Below are 16457 nucleotides of genomic sequence, written 5' to 3'. Positions count from 1 at the left end.
TTCACTTAGAAAAATGGGTTAGTCACAAGAACTAAACCGACTGAGAAAAACGAGTCATCTTTGGTCTGATTTAAACGATTACCATAGCTTGCATTGAACTGAACATTTTCTTTGTACAACATATATTTAATACCGGTTTGATAAAATGAATCATTTCGATCATTTCCATAAATTTCAGCAGTCAATGTTAAAGGTTTCGTAATGAATGTTTCTGTTCCCACACCCCATGTGGTTTGCTCGCGGTGACTAGTATGTTCTCTAAGCCAACCCACATTGGTATGAACCAAGAAATGGTCATCTAGCATAGAAATACTCAAGGGAACATTCACAGTCCAATCTTTTTCAGAAGTGTGGTTGTTATTAATTTGGGTCGCAAATGAAACGCCAATTCCCCAGTTATTCGTCTCAAGTGGTTTTATAAGCGTTTTCCCTTGAACAGTTGTATAAGTCGCATTACCTGCTTCATCGGAAAAATGGCGCCCCATACCTACACCAAACTCAAAATTGCCACCTATATTGCAAGAAGGAATAACCCAATACTCTTTATTGGTGGGATTATTCTGCATCCATGAATCAAGTTGACAAGAATGGGCAGGAACTAAAGAAGCATCATCAACCACCATAGGTCGTCCAGCATAGCTAGAAATAAATGCCAAGCAAGTGCTAAAAAAAACGACAGATTTTTTAAAATTAAGAAATAGCATTGATGACTCCAATACAACAAGGAGCATATGCAAGTATTTACTCGTCTTTCAACAAGACAGATAAATAAGAAATAAAACAAGAAGGAGGGACTCTCTTAAATCCACAAGAGAGCCAATGGGCTTTAGTGGATACTTAGATATGAGTCGATGATTTATTCTTATCAATCGAGCAAGTACTCACAATGAAGCCCCTAAAAATTAGTTGCGCGGATTCTAAGGTGGTTTTTCTGAGCTGGCAAGTTAAAGTTTCATGACATATATTTTTTGAACAACTATTAAAAGATATACAAACTCAAACGTTACTCATCAAACTTATACATAAAGTAAAACTTAATAAAACCTATCTTTCTTATTATTATTTAAAAGAATTTCGAGGATTAAAAATGAAAAGAATCATTAAAATTTTATTATTAACAGCATTAATTGCAACCTTACCCTTAACTGTGACGGCTAAAAATGTTGAAAACAAAGTAAGCTTTTTAAAAGGTTCTGATCAAGCAACTTTAACAGGGAAATTTCAGGGTTATGATGATGTAAGGTATCGAGTTTTTGCAAAAAGTGGTCAGGTTTTAAAATTTAACATTAATAGTTATAGTAACTTAGCTTATGTTAATGTTTTTGCTCCCGGTAAAAAGCCAGGCAAAGATAAAGCATTATTGGTAGGTTCGACTATGGGTTCTTCAGGAGAACTAGTACTACCAGTCGATGGTGACTATATTATTCAAGTTTATCAAATGAGAAATAGTGCACGAAAAAATAGAACCGTATCTTTTAGTTTAGATCTTCAAATATTAAATAATAAAAATATAAAATGATAATTAAAAGATTTATATAAAAGCTCTAATAGTTAGAGCTTTTATATAAGATTGAAAATATTTTAAGTTAAATAAATTGACTCATGAATTCCGCACTTTTCAACAAAAGCTAAATCATGAGAGACTAATAATACAGCACCTTCATAGCTAGAAATAGCATTTGCAAATAGTTCTCTTGATTCAATATCCAGATGATTTTCTGGTTCATCGAGTAATAAAAGTTCAGGCATAGTCTCTGCATGACTCAAACCTAACAATGCGACTTTTAACCTCTCACCCCCACTCAGTTGAGCTAAAGGATAAGTCCCTTTTTCACCACGAAGCCTAAGCTGACCTAGTAGATTTCTCCACTCTAACTCAGAAATATTAGGGTTAATGTTTCTTAGGTTCTCAACAGCAGACAAATGGTCTAACAAAAAGCTAAAGTTCTGATCGAGATAAAAGCAATTTACAAATAGGCTAATTTCATCTGTGGGCACTACAGCAGATTGAACAATCTGTTTCAGCAAAGTTGATTTCCCAATACCATTACAACCCATCAAATGAATTTTTTGAGACGCTTTGAGGGCAAAATTAATGGGCTGCTGGGTTCCATAGTTCAGTTTTAAGCCATGAACTCTAAGAATTTCTCCTGAGCGTTTTTGAAAAGAGGGGAATACAAACTGCTGAGGCTTAACAGTTTCCAAAAGTACTTTTTTATTTTTTAAGTCTTGCTGGCTTTGATCAATTTGACGCTGATGTTGAGACTGAATTGCTCCTAAGCTTTGTCCAGCCTGTTCTTTTTTAAAGTCGAGCAAAATTTTAGCTTGTGAATTTGAATCACGAAGTTTGTTACCAGCACGCTCACGTTTCTGTGCTTTCATTAAAACATCATGTTGCTTCTGCTTCATGTGCTTAACTTCACGTTGATGTTGGTGTACCGACTGCTCTAAAGCTTGAATCTGCGTTTGGTATTGCTCATAAAAATTTTCATAGTTTCCTGTGGTGTGCTGTAAGCCATGTTCATTTAAATGATAAATATGGTCGACTTCATTTAGTAAAGTGAGATCATGGCTAATGATAAGAGCACCTGCCGGATGCTTCTTGAGATGATGAATCAACCACTGTCTAGCATCTTGATCGAGATGGTTACTTGGTTCATCAAGCAATAAATAGTGGTCGGTTTTTAAAAATAACGCTGCTAACGCTAACTTGGTTTTTTGTCCTTCACTTAACTGTTTCACAGGAAAGTTTAAGTTGGTTGGTAAGTGGGCCGATCGCAATAATGCTTCCCAAACAGAAGGGAGGTCCCAATTGCCTTCTAATAAATCATAATCATCGAATTCAACTTCGCCTTGTTCTACTCTTTGCAAAGCTTTATAGAGATGGTCAATGTCTAAAGCTTCTGCAATGGTGGATGAAGAAAGACGCATTAATTGAGATAAATATGCATGCTTTGTCTGCCAAGTAATTTGCCCACTGACGTGCATTTCCTCAGTGGGTGAAACCTCTTGGAGCAATTGCATAAGTAAGGACTTGCCTTGACCATTACGACCAATTAAAGCGGATACTTGATGATACTCAAGTGAGAAATTCAATTCTTTAAACATCACTTTTGAAGGGAATTCTAAAGTGAGTTGTGATATTACACATGCCTGCTGAGTCATAAAAAACCTCATAAATACAGGATGTACAAAATAGGAAAGTTAAACTTTAAATAAAGACGTTAAGTCACTAAAAAATAGTCTATTTTGCACATCAAAAAAAAGAAAATTGATGAGAAAAAAGACTTACTTCATTGGTGTGACTCACAAAAATAGAAAATATAACAACGACATTTTATAACGATTTTTAGTCAGTGTAAAACTTGCGCAGTTTATATGTAGAAAAGCCTAATCAACTGATTAGGCTTTTCCTTAACATCAAGAAATTATTCTTTTACGACTAAAACTTGGATTTTGGTACTGTTTAGAACGTCTTGTGCAAAACTACCTAAAATAAGTTTTTGGAAACCTTTACGACCATGAGAACCAATAACAATTAAGTCTGATTTTAAGTCTTCAACAGCTTTTAAAATGCCATCAGATGAGATTTCGCCTTGAATAATTTGTGTTTCAATATCAACGCCTTCTTCAGCACATAAGGCTTTTACCTTCGCTAGTGTTTTTTCAGCATTAGCACGTGCTTCAACAAAATAATCTTTTACAACAGGAGAGATGTAATAAAAATCAACACCACTAAACGGATCCACTGCAACAAGACTAATTGCTGTAAGTTTGCTACCAAAAGCTTTAGCAATATGAGCAGCTTGTCGCGCTGCTGCCAAAGAAATCTCTGAACCATCCACAGGTACAATAATATGTTGATAATTCATAATGTTATTCCTCTTATTTACAAGTTGTTATATGTATGAAGCTTTTCTTACTTAAAGATTAACATATTTGTTTAAAGGTACAACTCAATTCAATTAAGTTGCAGTTAAATTATATAAAAATTAAGTATGTATTTGATTTTTATGTATTTTTAAAATTGAAGTATTACGGTAAAAGTGGTGGATGGAAAAATTTATTTTTAAGATGAACTTTACAATAAATTACTTTTCATATTTTTGTCATACAGAACTCGTATAACCAAATAGTATATTGAGGGGGAGAGGTAATATGGCTGATTTAACAGCAAAGAAAGTAAGTAAACTTATTGAAGAATTCCGCCAAACAGGCAAAGAACCAGAAAAGCTAGTGATTGGATATAAAACTTATGCACGACTTATGGCGGATGATAAGTTCGCTGAAAAGGTTGTACCTTCACTGGAAAACTCAAAAGATCGTCTCTATAAAAATCTTAAAATAAAACTTGTTACTGAAAAACACTATTTTGAAGTGAAATAAAGCATAAATGTGATTTTTGTCACACTTTACATTGTGTTATTAACATTTAGCAAGAATTATTAACATATTGTTTTTTGAGTTAATACAAATAAGGTGTGTATTCAACATTTGAGAACAGTATTTATTGCTAAAAACGCTAGAATGAGTTGATTTTATCGTAAATGGTTGAATAAACTAAATGTTTAAGTTAATTATAGTTTTATTTTATCTCATCACTATTTTAGGTTTTTTATCTATAGTGGGTGGCATATTAACACTCAGTCTGTTTTTGATTATTATTGGCTTGGGACTAATCTGTGCTGCATTATTATTGAAAAAAGAATTTAAAATAGATGTTCTGTTTTGGAAATAATTAGCTGTTATATATCACTCACTGAATAAAAATAATTAAACCACCTCATCTAGAGTGAGGTGTATATAAAATATCTAAGTATGATCTATATTATTTTAATTTATAAAAGTATTTATAGCTATTCATAATCTTTATTACAATTCTCTATAAAATAGAAAATTAAAAATTACTTCAAGTATTTAAAAATAAAAAGATTTCCTTTACGATGAAAGTAACATGAAGTTGTCTCTTTGGTATAAGGCAAACAATAACAAAAGTGAGGTGTACGCATGAGCTATAAATACGAATATGCAGGATTCTGGTTACGATTTGGTGCAATGATTATTGATACGCTTATTCTTTTTTTAGCCATTATTCCAGCCGCATGGATCTTTTATCGTGGAGATTATGATTTGATATTTGCTACAGGCATGAGTAGTAAACCTCAAAACTATTGGTTTGATTTGATCGTAAATTATGCTTTTCCATTTTTATATACAGTTTTATGTTGGCTCTACTTTGCAGGTACACCTGGAAAACGTCTTATGCGTTTAAAAGTTCTCGATGAAAAAACAGGGAACAAGTTAACTGTAATGCAATCTCTAATCCGCTATATCGGATATATACCATCTATTTTGGTATTTTGTATTGGTCTTATTTGGGTAGCATTTGATCCTAAAAAACAAGGCTGGCATGACAAAATGGCAAAAACAGTGGTGGTCAAAGAGCTGTAATTTTAGTCAATATTTTGTTAATAAAAAATTACAAAAAAAATCTTGTGTGTTGCAGAGTAAAACCTATACTTGCCGCGAGTTTATTTAATGGAGATCCTAAATGGGTAGTTGTTCGAGGTTCGAGTTTAATTATCGATTAAACCAAAGCCAATACTGAGCAAGATCACCTTTAGGAAGGGCTATCTTGCAATGAGATAGCTTTGTAAAAAATTAGATTAAACCTATACAAATTACTTTATTTGTAATCAAGTACTTCCAGCACTTATCTGTTTAGTTTCTCGCTAGAAATGGGGAGAAGCCAATGTTTTTATATGCTTCCACACACAGCTATGCCTACCAAACTTCAATGTTGGTAAATAATTCGTCTCATACGATTCAAAGTATCCGAGCTATGTTCAAACCTGTGACTTTCCGTCAGCGTTGGTTTGGCTTTGGACTAATTTTCTCTTCTTCATCGTAAGTCTACGATCTCCTATCCCTTTCTAAATTTTAAATTTTTATAGACTTTATTTCTCAATAAGGTCGAGAGCTTTGTACGCCTAAAAAATGGAGGATTTCGTGATGAAATTCTGGCAACGACTCTTCACAGCATTTTTACAAAGATTTCATTTGATGCGTTTTTTTGGTCGTAATCGATCTTTTAAAGAGCTACATCAATCAAGCTATGCTCAAGAAATTAGCAAAAACTTATCTATGCGTTTGCTCGATGCGTCAAGAGCCCAAACAGGTGACTTATTAAAACAATTCGATACTCACTTCACAGGGCTTACAGAAGAGCAAGCACATACCCAGCAAATGGCAGTGGGGCTTAATGAGATTACTCATGAGAAACCATTAACTTGGTGGCAACATCTTTGGTATTGCTACCGCAATCCGTTCAATATTTTGCTTAGCCTTTTGGCACTAATAGCTTTTTTTACCGATGATTTAACGGGTTCAATCATTATTAGTGTGATGGTTATCCTTTCAACACTACTTCGTTATTGGCAAGAAGCAAAATCAAATCAAGCTGCGGATGCTTTAAAAGCAATGGTGAGTAATACCGCTACAGTATTGCGTCATCAAATTAGTGCAGAAGATTTAGCGCTTATGCATGAACGTTATGGTATTGATATTAAAAACCAAACCAATCACCAATTTGAAATGCCAATTCAATATTTGGTGCCAGGTGATGTGATTTTATTGTCTGCAGGCGACATGATTCCTGCTGATTGCAGAATTTTAAATGCCAAAGATTTGTTTGTTTCTCAAGCTGCAATGACTGGTGAATCAATGCCTGTCGAGAAATTTCCTTTGCAGAAAAATGTTGAAGAAACGAGCGCTTTAGAGCTAGATAATATTGTATTTATGGGAACCAATATTGTTTCTGGTTCAGCTCAGGCAGTTGTGTTAAGTACTGGTATTCAAACATATTTTGGTGCACTCGCTCACCGAGTTACGGCTACTGATCGCAGCACGACGGCATTTCAGATGGGTGTCAACAAAGTCAGTTGGTTACTCATTCGTTTTATGTTGGTGATGGCACCTGTTGTACTGTTCATTAATGGCTTTACCAAAGGTGATTGGACAGAGGCATTTTTATTCGCACTATCGGTTGCTGTTGGTCTTACTCCAGAAATGCTACCGATGATTGTGACTTCAACTTTAGCAAAGGGTGCGGTTTTCTTATCTAAAAAGAAAGTGATTGTTAAACGTCTAGATGCGATCCAAAACTTTGGTGCAATGGATGTTTTATGTACCGATAAAACTGGAACGTTAACTCAAGACAAAATCTTTTTATCTCAACATATTGATGTTCATGGGGAAAAATCAGATTTTGTACTCATGCAGGCATTTTTAAATAGTTACTATCAAACTGGTTTGAAAAATTTGCTTGATGTAGCTGTATTAGAAGCTGTTGATGATCAGATCAAAACTCAAAAGTTACGTTATAAAAAGTTAGATGAAGTTCCTTTTGATTTTGATCGCCGCCGTATGTCAGTCGTGGTCCAAACACCTCAAGAAAAAGTGCGCATGATTACTAAAGGCGCGGTTGAGGAAATGTTAAAAGTTTGCCGTTATGTTGAAGTAAATGGCAAAGTAGAACCTTTAACAGAACAACGTGAAGTTGCAATTGAAGCATTAACTCAACGTTATAACCGTGATGGCTTACGTGTCGTTGCTGTAGCATATCGTGAGTTTGATAATAAACAGGAAAATTATTCGGTTGTTGATGAAAGTGATCTAATTTTAATTGGTTATGTTGCGTTTCTGGATCCACCTAAAGAGTCTGCTCGAGAAGCAGTGCAAAGTTTGCATGCTCATGGTGTAACCGTAAAAGTACTTACAGGTGATAATGAGTTTGTAACTCAAAAAGTGTGCCGAGAAATTGGTCTGAATTATGATCAAGTTCTATTAGGCGGTGTAATTGAAACCTTAACTGATGAGCAGCTCAAAAGAGCAGTAGAGCAGTACAATATTTTTGCGAAGCTAAGTCCAGTACATAAAGAACGTATTGTTGAACAGCTAAAAGCAAATGGTCACGTGGTTGGTTTCTTAGGAGACGGTATTAATGATGCTGCGGCTATACGTGCTGCCGATATTGGTATTTCAGTAGATACGGCAGTAGATATTGCTAAAGAATCAGCAGATTTGATCTTGCTTGAAAAAAGCTTGATGGTGCTTGAAAAAGGTGTAATTGAAGGCCGTAGAACTTTTGCCAATATGTTGAAGTATATCAAAATGACGGCAAGTTCAAATTTCGGTAATGTTTTTTCGGTATTAATTGCGAGTGCTTTTATTCCATTTTTACCAATGTTGCCTATTCACTTACTCATTCAAAACTTACTTTATGACGTATCACAAATTGTCATTCCTTTTGACAACGTTGATGAAGAGCTAATTGCAAAACCACAGCGTTGGCAACCTGAAGAAGTTGGCCGTTTTATGGTGGTATTTGGACCGATTAGCTCAATTTTTGACATTATCACGTTTTGTTTGATGTGGTTTGTGTTTTCGGCAAATACTCCTGAACATCAGACTTTATTCCAGTCTGGCTGGTTCGTTGTGGGGCTACTCACTCAAACATTGATTGTGCATATGATTCGTACGGCTAAGATTCCATTTATTCAGAGTCGTGCTGCAACGCCATTATTAGTCATGACAGTGGTGATTATGTGTATTGGTATTTTCTTACCAATGGGGCCTTTGGCAAGTTACTTAAAACTGCAAGCTTTACCATTAAGTTATTTCTTATATTTGCCTTTAATTTTAATTGCTTATATGTGTATTACTCAATGGGTTAAAAAAATCTACATTCGCCGTTACGGCTGGCAATAAAATCATAGGTGCAAGATGAAGTTGCAATTTCTACAACATACAGATTTATCTAATATTGCAGATACTCTCATTAGTCTCTCGGTTGCTTTTGTTTTGGGAGCATTAATTGGATTTGAACGTCAATATAGGCAACGTACAGCTGGCCTTCGAACCAATGTTCTGGTCGCTGTAGGTGCTGCAATTTTCGTAGATGTTGCAACGAATCTTACTGGAGCAGATGGAGCTGTTCGAGTCATTGCCTATGTGGTTTCGGGTATTGGTTTCTTGGGTGCAGGTGTGATTATGCGTCAAGAAGGCAATATCCATGGCTTAAATACTGCAGCAACTTTATGGTGTTCAGCGGCTGTGGGAGCGGCGGCAGGTTCCGATTTAATTATTGAAGCCATACTGGCAACAGCTTTTATTTTATCTGCCAATACGTTATTAAGGCCGATTGTTCATATCATTGACCGTCGTCCATTAGACGATGACACCGAGGTCTTGCATGTAATTTACATTATCTGTGACCGAAGTCAGAGCAAAGTGGTTATGGATGAATTAAATCTAACCTTGAAGCATCACAATTATCCTGCTAAAGATATTGATGTGACACCTTTTGGGGAGAAAGAAGTTGAGATAGAGGTGACGCTTATTGCGACTTCAATTGAGACAGAAGAAGCGCAGCATATTATTAACCACTTAAATGCAATGCCACAAATACGACAGGCTTTTTGGGATAAAAACGCAATTAATTAATTTAATCAGACTTTGCATTTAACTGTTTATGAAATTCTCTAAAAGGTTAAGCGCAAAGTCTTTATTTTAGGTGTTATTTTTTAACCTTAAATTTAAGAACTACAAATACGATAATACCGACAATTAGCCCCCAAAATGCCGAACCTATACCGAAAAATTGAATACCCGAAGCGCTACATAAAAAGGTAAACAGTGCTGCTTCACGGTCTTCAACAGGGCCAAACGCAAGCGCAATGTTATGGCTAATGGTACCAAGTAATGCAATACCTGCTAAAGCTACAATAAAAATATGAGGAAAAGACATGAGCAAGCTTGTCAGTGTTGCTGCAAATAGTCCCATCAATGCATAGAAAAAACCAGAGCTTATGCCAGCAATATAGCGTTTACTTGGGTCAGGATGAACTTGATCGTCAAGGCATACAGCCGCACTAATCGCAGCAATATTGACGCTGTAACAACCAAAAGGCGCAAGCAAAACTTGGGTTAAACCGGTCCAGCCAATGAGTTGATTCACATGTGGTTTATATCCATAACTTTTAATCATGGCAATACCGGGTAAATACTGCGAAGCCATACTAATCACAAACAATGGTAGAGCTAAGCCCAGTAGAGCCGACCAGCTAAAGACAGGACTAATCCAAACAGGTTTAGCCAAAGACCAGTGAAGTGTAGGCATATGAAAGTCTAAAAACACAGGGCAGAGCACAACACCAGCAAGTGCTGTGAACACGATGCTATAACGCGGCCATAATCTTTTTGTAATGATATAAATGACGAGCAAAGATAAAACGAATGCCCAATCATTTTGTAAACTTGCGAAAAGTGAAATACCAAATTTAAGTAAAACGCCTGCAAGCATGGCACTGGTCAAGCTTTGAGGAATATATGACAGTGCTTTTTGAAAAATTCCTGAAAAACCTAAAATCGTAGTCAGTACACCAACAACTAAAAAAGCACCAATTGCTTCATTTATGCTATATCCACCGCCAGTTGCAATAATTAAAGCGAGACCAGCAGTAGACCAAGCTGTTGCTACAGGGTATTTAAATTTCCACGAAAGAATAAGTCCTGATAAACCAAGACCCAAACCTAAAGCCCAAAACCATGAGGTGATTTGTTCAGGTGAAGCACCTAAAGCTTGGGCAGCCTGAATCACTAAAATAGCCGAAACACTAATACCAATTAGAAAGGTAATGAAACCCGCGAATACGGCTGGAATAGAAAAATCTTGAAGAATCTTTTGCATGGCTAAATGTTCTAAGTCCCTGAAAAATTAATATGTTTCTGCCTATATTTTCAGCTAGATAAATCTATCAATTTTTTTAAAGAAGGTGCTTTCTATTTTTGGTTTAAAAACGAAATAATATTTTTTAAAAAGCTATAAATGCTATTATTTATTTCATAAAAATTAATTAACTTTGGATATTATTTTTATGGATGAGCAGGCTGAAAATTTGACCCCTCTTGAACTGAAAATTATGCGCTGTTTACAAGAGAACGGACGTTTAAGTAACGCTGAACTGGCAAAACTTGTAGGTATCAGTACCTCATCTTGCTGGAATCATACCCAGCGCCTTTTTAAAATTGGGGCAATCTTGGATGTTCGTGCTCGGATTAATCCGTCTATGGTACAACGTGAAACCATTGTTTTGGTTGGTGTAGTACTAGATCGTTCAACTCCTGATAGCTTTCAGGCATTTGAACAAGCGGCAGGTGGTTTGGAGAATGTTTTAGAGTGTTATCTGGTGGCCGGAGAAGTCGATTATTTTCTAAAAATTCGTGTTAAAGATTTGGCTGCGTTTAACCGATTCCATAGTGAAAAAATTATTGCCTTACCAGGAGTAAGGCAGGTGAGAACATTCTTTGTACTCAATGAAGTTAAAACAGATGGTATGCTGGCATTTTAAAAGTTCAGTATGTTCATCTTTATAGGCTCGGCAACTTACATCGTTGAAGTTGCTAATTTTAATCCAAATCCAAAAAATAAAATTCCGACTAAAAAAATACTACTCGCCGCAATTTTATGATTTTGTTTAAAAAATGCCGAGAGTTTAATTCCAGAGAAAATAAGCGCTGTTAAATAGCTAAAGCTAATAATTTGTAAAATAACGGCTAAGATTAAAAAACTTAAAGCTGGATAGGCATAATCTGGATTAATAAACTGAACAAAGAAAGATAAGAAAAATAAAATCGCTTTAGGGTTAAGTAAACTAATACTTAAGGCGGTTTTATAAGGGTGAATTTTATCTAAAGTAGGTAAATCAGCCATTTCTACTTGGGGTTGATTACGTAATTTCCAGCGTTGAATACTGCCTTGTAAAAGCTTAAATCCTAAATAGGATAGATAAAGTGCACCGATGAGTTTAAGAATAATAAAAACCCAAGGGAATGCTTTTAATAAAGAAGCTGCGCCCAATACGGTACAGAGCATTAAAATAAGATCACCAGTAAAAATACCAAGTGCACCCATATATCCAGTTTTAATCCCGTAGCGTGAAGCAATTGACATCACATAAAGAGAATTGGGTCCGGGTAATAACACAATTAGGAATGTACCAATAATATATGTTGTTATATCTGTTATGCCGAACACAAGAAACCCAATAAAAAACCGATTTTTGTCATGATAACAAAAATCGGCAATTTTGTATGAAAAGTGCAGTTTTTTAAGGTTTAATTTCTGCATCAATTCCAAAAGATTGACGTAATAAAAAACTTAATTGGTCACGAGCTTTAATAAAGCCATCAACTCCACCTTGTAAAAGTTGGAATGCCATTAAGTCATGATTAAGTTCATCTTTAAAGCTTTGTTCGTTTTGAGCAGGTCTAACAATAGCTTCTGCTTGTTTTGATTTAGTTGCATCAAGAGCTGCATCAACTGTACGTGTATCTTGCTCAAGTTGAGTAAGTAGGCCCGGCGAAATCGTTAGTAAATCACATCCTGCAAGGCCAAGCACTTGATCAATGCTACGGAAACTCGCCCCCATCACTTGAGTTGGAATATTTTGCTGCTTGTAGTAAGTGTAGATTTTCTTAACTGAAACTACACCTGGGTCTTTTTCGATTGGGTAGGCATCTACACCTTCAGCCTTTTTGTACCAGTCTAAGATACGGCCGACAAATGGTGAGATTAAAGTCACTTTTGCATCTGCACATGCTTGCGCTTGGTGTAAACCGAAAAGCAGAGTGAGGTTACAAGCAATCCCTTCAGCTTCAAGTACCTTAGCAGCTTGAATGCCTTCCCAAGTCGACGCAATTTTAATAAGAATACGTGACTGATCAATACCATAACCTTTGTAAAGTTCACATAATTCATGTGCTTTTTGAATGGTTGCTTCAGTATCGTATGAAAGGGCAGCGTCAACCTCTGTTGAAACTCGGCCTTCAATGAGTTTTAAAATTTCTACACCAAATTTTACGGTTAAAATATCAATGGTTCTTTCGATCAGCTCATCATTTTTATAGCCTTCTTCTTTGGCTTGATAATAGGCATCTTCAATGAGCTCTTTACTTTCAGGCTGTTCCGCTGCTGCCGTAATTAATGAAGGATTCGTTGTAGCATCTAAGGGACGAAATTTACGAATGGCATCAAGGTCGCTACTGTCAGCAACAACGGTCGTTAATGTTTTTAATTGGTCAAGTGCTGTATGAGTCATTGATATTCAACATCTTCAGTAATAAATCTTATGTTTTCTTTATAGCACAAACTCTATCCATACTGTCGATATATCAATTGTTATGTTTCAAAGAAAAACGTTTATGTTGTGCATCTAAGTTGAAATGATTTTAAGGGACCTGCTGCATTCGCTTATTACGAATATAGTCAATCAAAAACCGTGCAGCAGCACCGAGCTCACTTTCACGGCTCCACACTAAGTCTACGTAGTATTCAAAACGTGGCGTAAAATCAAATACATCTAATGCTTTAAGCTTATTGTTTAATTCTGGGTTTTCTCTAAACATTTCTTGTGGCAGTACACCCCATCCCAAATTACGTAAAATCATTAAGCAAGCAGAATGGTGGTTGTCTGTACGCCAGTAATGTTTTGAAAATAATAATTCGGGTTTTAACGTTTCATCTCGACTTGCTACCACAATTTGTCTCGTACCTAAAATCTGCTCATAAGAAACATGCTCTTGGTGTGCAAGTGGATGGGTTTTTGAAATAACAGGAATTAAGGCTTCACGTTTGAGTTCTACAAACTGCTCTCTATTGTCTAAATGCTCACGTTCAAACATGAGTGCTAGCTGGGCAGAGCCATCTAGTAACATGTGAAGTGCATCCTCTTGAGGAGCAGACACAATATTAATTTGTAGGTCAGGGAAGCGGCTTTCTAACAGGCAAACATAGTCGGTCCAATTGGTATGTAGCAGCTCAGACACGACAACAATAGTGAGGTTTGGTTCTAGACCAGTACTTAATGCATGAGCGTGTTGTTTCCATTGATTCATTTCAATCAATAGTTGCGCCGTTTTTTCATATAGCACTCGTGCTTCAGCTGTTGGGGTGGGTTCACGGCCTTTGCGTTCAAATAAAGTCAGATTCAGATCGATTTCTAAATTGGCAATAGACATACTTACAGCAGAGGGAACTTTACCGAGTTTCCTTGCTGCTGCTGAAAAGGAGCCAGTTTCAATCACGGCCTGAAACATGAGCAATTGTTCTTGATTAATATTCATCTGTCAAAAAAACTGAAAGAACCTAATTGGATTAATCAAAATTATAAAAATAAAATGCACATTATCCAAGTAATTATTGAGTATTTAAAAATGTTGATTTCCAAGAGAAGACTCATTCATGCAATCAGTTATGAAGGAATTTTATTGGTCATCATTGCGATTGCATTAAGTTTTATTTTTAACATGCCGATGGAAGTGACCGGAACACTCGGTGTGTTTATGGCAGTGGTTTCAGTTTTCTGGAATATGATTTTTAACCACTATTTCGAAAAAGTAGAGCATAAATATAATTGGGAAAGAACGATCCCTGTGCGGATTTTACATGCAATTGGTTTTGAGGGTGGTTTGCTGATTGCGACTGTTCCAATGATTGCATATATGATGCAGATGACTGTGATTGATGCATTTATTTTAGATATTGGCTTAACCTTATGTATTTTGGTTTATACCTTTATTTTCCAGTGGTGCTATGACCATATTGAAGATAAGTTTTTCCCAAATGCCAAAGCAGCATCACTTCATTAAAATTAAGTAGTTAAAGTAAAAAAGCACCCATCAGGGTGCTTTTTTAGGTGAATCGTAAAATTATTTCTCTACGATTGCTACAACGCCTTCCCCACCTGCTGTACAGATCGAGATTAATGCGCGGCCTGAACCTTTTTCATTAATCAATTTAGCAGCAGTAGCCAAGATACGACCACCTGTTGCAGCAAATGGATGGCCTGCACCTAAAGATGAACCATTTACGTTAAGTTTAGAGCGATCGATTGAACCTAAAGGTGCATCTAGACCAAGACGTTCTTTACAGAATTTTTCGTCTTCCCAAGCTTTCAATGTAGATAACACTTGAGATGCAAATGCTTCATGAATTTCGTAGAAATCAAAATCTTGAAGTTTAAGGTTAGCGCGCTTAAGCATACGAGGTACTGCATAAGCAGGAGCCATTAATAAACCTTCTTTAGGACCATTTTTGCCAATGAAGTCAACAGCTGCTGTTTCAGAGAAAGAAAGGTAAGCTAAAACTTCATGACCGTTTTCTTTTGCCCATTCTTCAGAAGCAAGCAATACCACAGAAGCACCATCAGTTAACGGAGTTGAGTTACCTGCTGTCATTGTTGCAGTTTCGCCTTTACCGAAAACTGGTTTTAACTTAGCAAGTTTTTCAACTGTACTATCAGGACGTAAGTTGTTGTCACGGTTAAGACCTAAGAATGGAGTCATTAAGTCATCAAAGAAACCACGGTCATAAGCAGCAGCAAGTTTTTGATGGCTGCTTGCAGCTAGCTCGTCTTGTGCTTCACGAGTGATACCCCATTCTAATGCAGTGATTGCTTGGTGCTCACCCATTGAAAGGCCAGTACGTGGTTCACCATTGCTTGGAGCATCAAGAAGCTTTTTAAAATCAATCTTTGTTAAAGCTTTAAGACGGTCTTTACCTGTTTTAGCAACATTAAGCTCAAGTAAAACTTTACGTAAACCATCACCTACAGCAATCGGTGCGTCAGAAGTTGTATCTACGCCACCTGCAATACCTACATCGATTTGACCAAGTGCAATTTTGTTTGCAACAACAAAAGCTGCTTGTAAACCTGTACCACAAGCAATTTGAATGTCATAAGCAGGAGTTTCAGGAGCAAGATCTGTGCTCAATACAACTTCACGAGTCATGTTGAAGTCACGGCTATGTTTTAAAACAGCACCCGCAACGACTTCACCAATACGCTTACCTTGTAAGTTAAAGCGCTCAACCAAACCATTCAATGCTGCTGTCAGCATGTCAGAATTAGACGCTTTAAAATAAGCAGTATTTGAACGTGCAAATGGAATACGGTTGCCACCAATAATTGCAACGCGGCGAACAGTGTTTTGGCTCATGGTTTTATCCTGTTGAACAGAAGTTTTGGTTTTTGTTGCTTTTGGTGCTGCAACTACATTATTAGAAGATGTAGATGGGGTTGCTGTAGCAGCGCTCTTATTACGAGGGCTACGTGCAGGTGCAGTCGTTGAACGAGTACGTGTCGTTTTTGGAGTATTAGTTGCTGCTTTAGGAGTAGTGCTGTTACGCTTAGCCGTGTTAGAAGCCGACTTTGATGTATTTGACACTTTTTCCTGAGCAGAATTCTCGACTGCTGGATTTTCTTGAGTTGTTTTGCTCATAAGGCTTTTCCAAGCATAATAACGATATTCTTGTAAGCTACCTTAACACAATTCAAATAGACCTGTATTGACTAGAATGACATTGTAGATAGCATTCAGGTCAAGACATCCAAAGA

General features: G+C 36.4%; 16 protein-coding genes. 8 read left to right on the top strand and 8 right to left on the bottom strand.

Annotated elements, in window-relative coordinates; translation table 11 throughout:
- Positions 1-5: 5 nt before the first annotated feature.
- Positions 6-704, bottom strand: coding sequence for a hypothetical protein (locus ACG59Z_RS00555; protein WP_400197377.1), 699 nt, complete (start codon positions 702-704; stop codon positions 6-8).
- 383 nt (positions 705-1087) lie between these two features.
- Here ACG59Z_RS00555 and ACG59Z_RS00550 point away from each other — a divergent pair, with 383 nt between their 5' ends.
- Positions 1088-1519 (top strand): DNA breaking-rejoining protein, encoded by a 432-nt coding sequence (locus tag ACG59Z_RS00550; RefSeq protein ID WP_400197375.1) that lies wholly within the window; start codon positions 1088-1090, stop codon positions 1517-1519.
- 62 nt (positions 1520-1581) lie between these two features.
- Here the strand turns inward: ACG59Z_RS00550 and ACG59Z_RS00545 are convergent, their stop codons facing one another.
- Together ACG59Z_RS00545 and ACG59Z_RS00540 are read right to left on the bottom strand one after the other, a co-directional pair.
- Entirely contained in the window at positions 1582-3165 is a 1584-nt protein-coding gene (locus ACG59Z_RS00545; protein ID WP_400197373.1) for an ATP-binding cassette domain-containing protein, read from the bottom strand.
- 263 nt (positions 3166-3428) lie between these two features.
- A complete protein-coding gene (locus ACG59Z_RS00540; protein WP_151740140.1) occupies positions 3429-3872 on the bottom strand; it encodes a universal stress protein in 444 nt (147 codons plus the stop codon).
- Positions 3873-4158: 286 nt separating this feature from the next.
- On the opposite strand from ACG59Z_RS00540, the gene ACG59Z_RS00535 reads away from it, so the two are divergent.
- From ACG59Z_RS00535 to ACG59Z_RS00515, 5 genes are all read left to right on the top strand, one after another.
- Positions 4159-4386 carry a hypothetical protein gene (locus ACG59Z_RS00535; protein ID WP_263613961.1) on the top strand — a complete coding sequence of 76 codons (228 nt, stop codon included), beginning with the start codon at positions 4159-4161 and terminating at the stop codon, positions 4384-4386.
- Positions 4387-4564: 178 nt separating this feature from the next.
- Positions 4565-4738: a hypothetical protein gene (locus ACG59Z_RS00530; protein ID WP_240061580.1), complete on the top strand. Its 174-nt coding sequence runs from the start codon at positions 4565-4567 to the stop codon at positions 4736-4738.
- Between the two features lie 269 nt (positions 4739-5007).
- Positions 5008-5451 carry an RDD family protein gene (locus ACG59Z_RS00525; protein WP_263613959.1) on the top strand — a complete coding sequence of 148 codons (444 nt, stop codon included), beginning with the start codon at positions 5008-5010 and terminating at the stop codon, positions 5449-5451.
- Positions 5452-6012: 561 nt separating this feature from the next.
- Positions 6013-8769 (top strand): magnesium-translocating P-type ATPase, encoded by a 2757-nt coding sequence (mgtA, locus tag ACG59Z_RS00520; protein WP_400197370.1) that lies wholly within the window; start codon positions 6013-6015, stop codon positions 8767-8769.
- A gap of 15 nt (positions 8770-8784) precedes the next feature.
- Positions 8785-9504: an MgtC/SapB family protein gene (locus ACG59Z_RS00515; protein ID WP_311087428.1), complete on the top strand. Its 720-nt coding sequence runs from the start codon at positions 8785-8787 to the stop codon at positions 9502-9504.
- 73 nt (positions 9505-9577) lie between these two features.
- On the opposite strand, the gene ACG59Z_RS00510 is transcribed toward ACG59Z_RS00515, so the two are convergent.
- A complete protein-coding gene (locus ACG59Z_RS00510) occupies positions 9578-10750 on the bottom strand; it encodes a benzoate/H(+) symporter BenE family transporter (protein ID WP_400197369.1) in 1173 nt (390 codons plus the stop codon).
- A gap of 187 nt (positions 10751-10937) precedes the next feature.
- Here ACG59Z_RS00510 and ACG59Z_RS00505 point away from each other — a divergent pair, with 187 nt between their 5' ends.
- Positions 10938-11411 carry an Lrp/AsnC family transcriptional regulator gene (locus ACG59Z_RS00505; RefSeq protein WP_233929836.1) on the top strand — a complete coding sequence of 158 codons (474 nt, stop codon included), beginning with the start codon at positions 10938-10940 and terminating at the stop codon, positions 11409-11411.
- Between the two features lie 35 nt (positions 11412-11446).
- Here ACG59Z_RS00505 and leuE read toward each other — a convergent pair whose 3' ends face one another.
- From leuE to ACG59Z_RS00490, 3 genes are all read right to left on the bottom strand, one after another.
- Positions 11447-12097 (bottom strand): leucine efflux protein LeuE, encoded by a 651-nt coding sequence (leuE, locus tag ACG59Z_RS00500; protein ID WP_396463801.1) that lies wholly within the window; start codon positions 12095-12097, stop codon positions 11447-11449.
- Positions 12098-12170: 73 nt separating this feature from the next.
- Positions 12171-13160 (bottom strand): transaldolase, encoded by a 990-nt coding sequence (gene tal, locus ACG59Z_RS00495; RefSeq protein WP_400197367.1) that lies wholly within the window; start codon positions 13158-13160, stop codon positions 12171-12173.
- Positions 13161-13290: 130 nt separating this feature from the next.
- Positions 13291-14184, bottom strand: coding sequence for a LysR family transcriptional regulator (locus tag ACG59Z_RS00490; RefSeq protein ID WP_261491927.1), 894 nt, complete (start codon positions 14182-14184; stop codon positions 13291-13293).
- Between the two features lie 90 nt (positions 14185-14274).
- Here ACG59Z_RS00490 and aceI point away from each other — a divergent pair, with 90 nt between their 5' ends.
- On the top strand, positions 14275-14709 hold the full coding sequence (gene aceI, locus ACG59Z_RS00485; RefSeq protein ID WP_005135057.1) for a chlorhexidine efflux PACE transporter AceI: 435 nt from the start codon (positions 14275-14277) through the stop codon (positions 14707-14709).
- Between the two features lie 60 nt (positions 14710-14769).
- On the opposite strand, the gene ACG59Z_RS00480 is transcribed toward aceI, so the two are convergent.
- Entirely contained in the window at positions 14770-16341 is a 1572-nt protein-coding gene (locus ACG59Z_RS00480) for an acetyl-CoA C-acetyltransferase (RefSeq protein WP_400197365.1), read from the bottom strand.
- Positions 16342-16457 lie beyond the last annotated feature (116 nt).

Source organism: Acinetobacter sp. ABJ_C1_1 (genome assembly GCF_044684115.1).
GTDB lineage: Bacteria > Pseudomonadota > Gammaproteobacteria > Pseudomonadales > Moraxellaceae > Acinetobacter > Acinetobacter nosocomialis_A.
This window is presented reverse-complemented; position numbering and strand designations above follow the sequence as displayed.

Coding starts and splice junctions, on each gene's coding strand:
- ACG59Z_RS00535 (WP_263613961.1), top strand. CDS start 4,159: ATGGCTGATTTAACAGCAAAGAAAGTAAGTAAACTTATTGAAGAATTC.
- ACG59Z_RS00525 (WP_263613959.1), top strand. CDS start 5,008: ATGAGCTATAAATACGAATATGCAGGATTCTGGTTACGATTTGGTGCA.
- ACG59Z_RS00550 (WP_400197375.1), top strand. CDS start 1,088: ATGAAAAGAATCATTAAAATTTTATTATTAACAGCATTAATTGCAACC.
- ACG59Z_RS00490 (WP_261491927.1), bottom strand. CDS start 14,184: ATGAATATTAATCAAGAACAATTGCTCATGTTTCAGGCCGTGATTGAA.
- ACG59Z_RS00480 (WP_400197365.1), bottom strand. CDS start 16,341: ATGAGCAAAACAACTCAAGAAAATCCAGCAGTCGAGAATTCTGCTCAG.
- ACG59Z_RS00555 (WP_400197377.1), bottom strand. CDS start 704: ATGCTATTTCTTAATTTTAAAAAATCTGTCGTTTTTTTTAGCACTTGC.
- ACG59Z_RS00530 (WP_240061580.1), top strand. CDS start 4,565: ATGTTTAAGTTAATTATAGTTTTATTTTATCTCATCACTATTTTAGGT.
- ACG59Z_RS00510 (WP_400197369.1), bottom strand. CDS start 10,750: ATGCAAAAGATTCTTCAAGATTTTTCTATTCCAGCCGTATTCGCGGGT.
- tal (WP_400197367.1), bottom strand. CDS start 13,160: ATGACTCATACAGCACTTGACCAATTAAAAACATTAACGACCGTTGTT.
- ACG59Z_RS00545 (WP_400197373.1), bottom strand. CDS start 3,165: ATGACTCAGCAGGCATGTGTAATATCACAACTCACTTTAGAATTCCCT.
- ACG59Z_RS00540 (WP_151740140.1), bottom strand. CDS start 3,872: ATGAATTATCAACATATTATTGTACCTGTGGATGGTTCAGAGATTTCT.
- mgtA (WP_400197370.1), top strand. CDS start 6,013: ATGAAATTCTGGCAACGACTCTTCACAGCATTTTTACAAAGATTTCAT.
- ACG59Z_RS00515 (WP_311087428.1), top strand. CDS start 8,785: ATGAAGTTGCAATTTCTACAACATACAGATTTATCTAATATTGCAGAT.
- aceI (WP_005135057.1), top strand. CDS start 14,275: ATGTTGATTTCCAAGAGAAGACTCATTCATGCAATCAGTTATGAAGGA.
- ACG59Z_RS00505 (WP_233929836.1), top strand. CDS start 10,938: ATGGATGAGCAGGCTGAAAATTTGACCCCTCTTGAACTGAAAATTATG.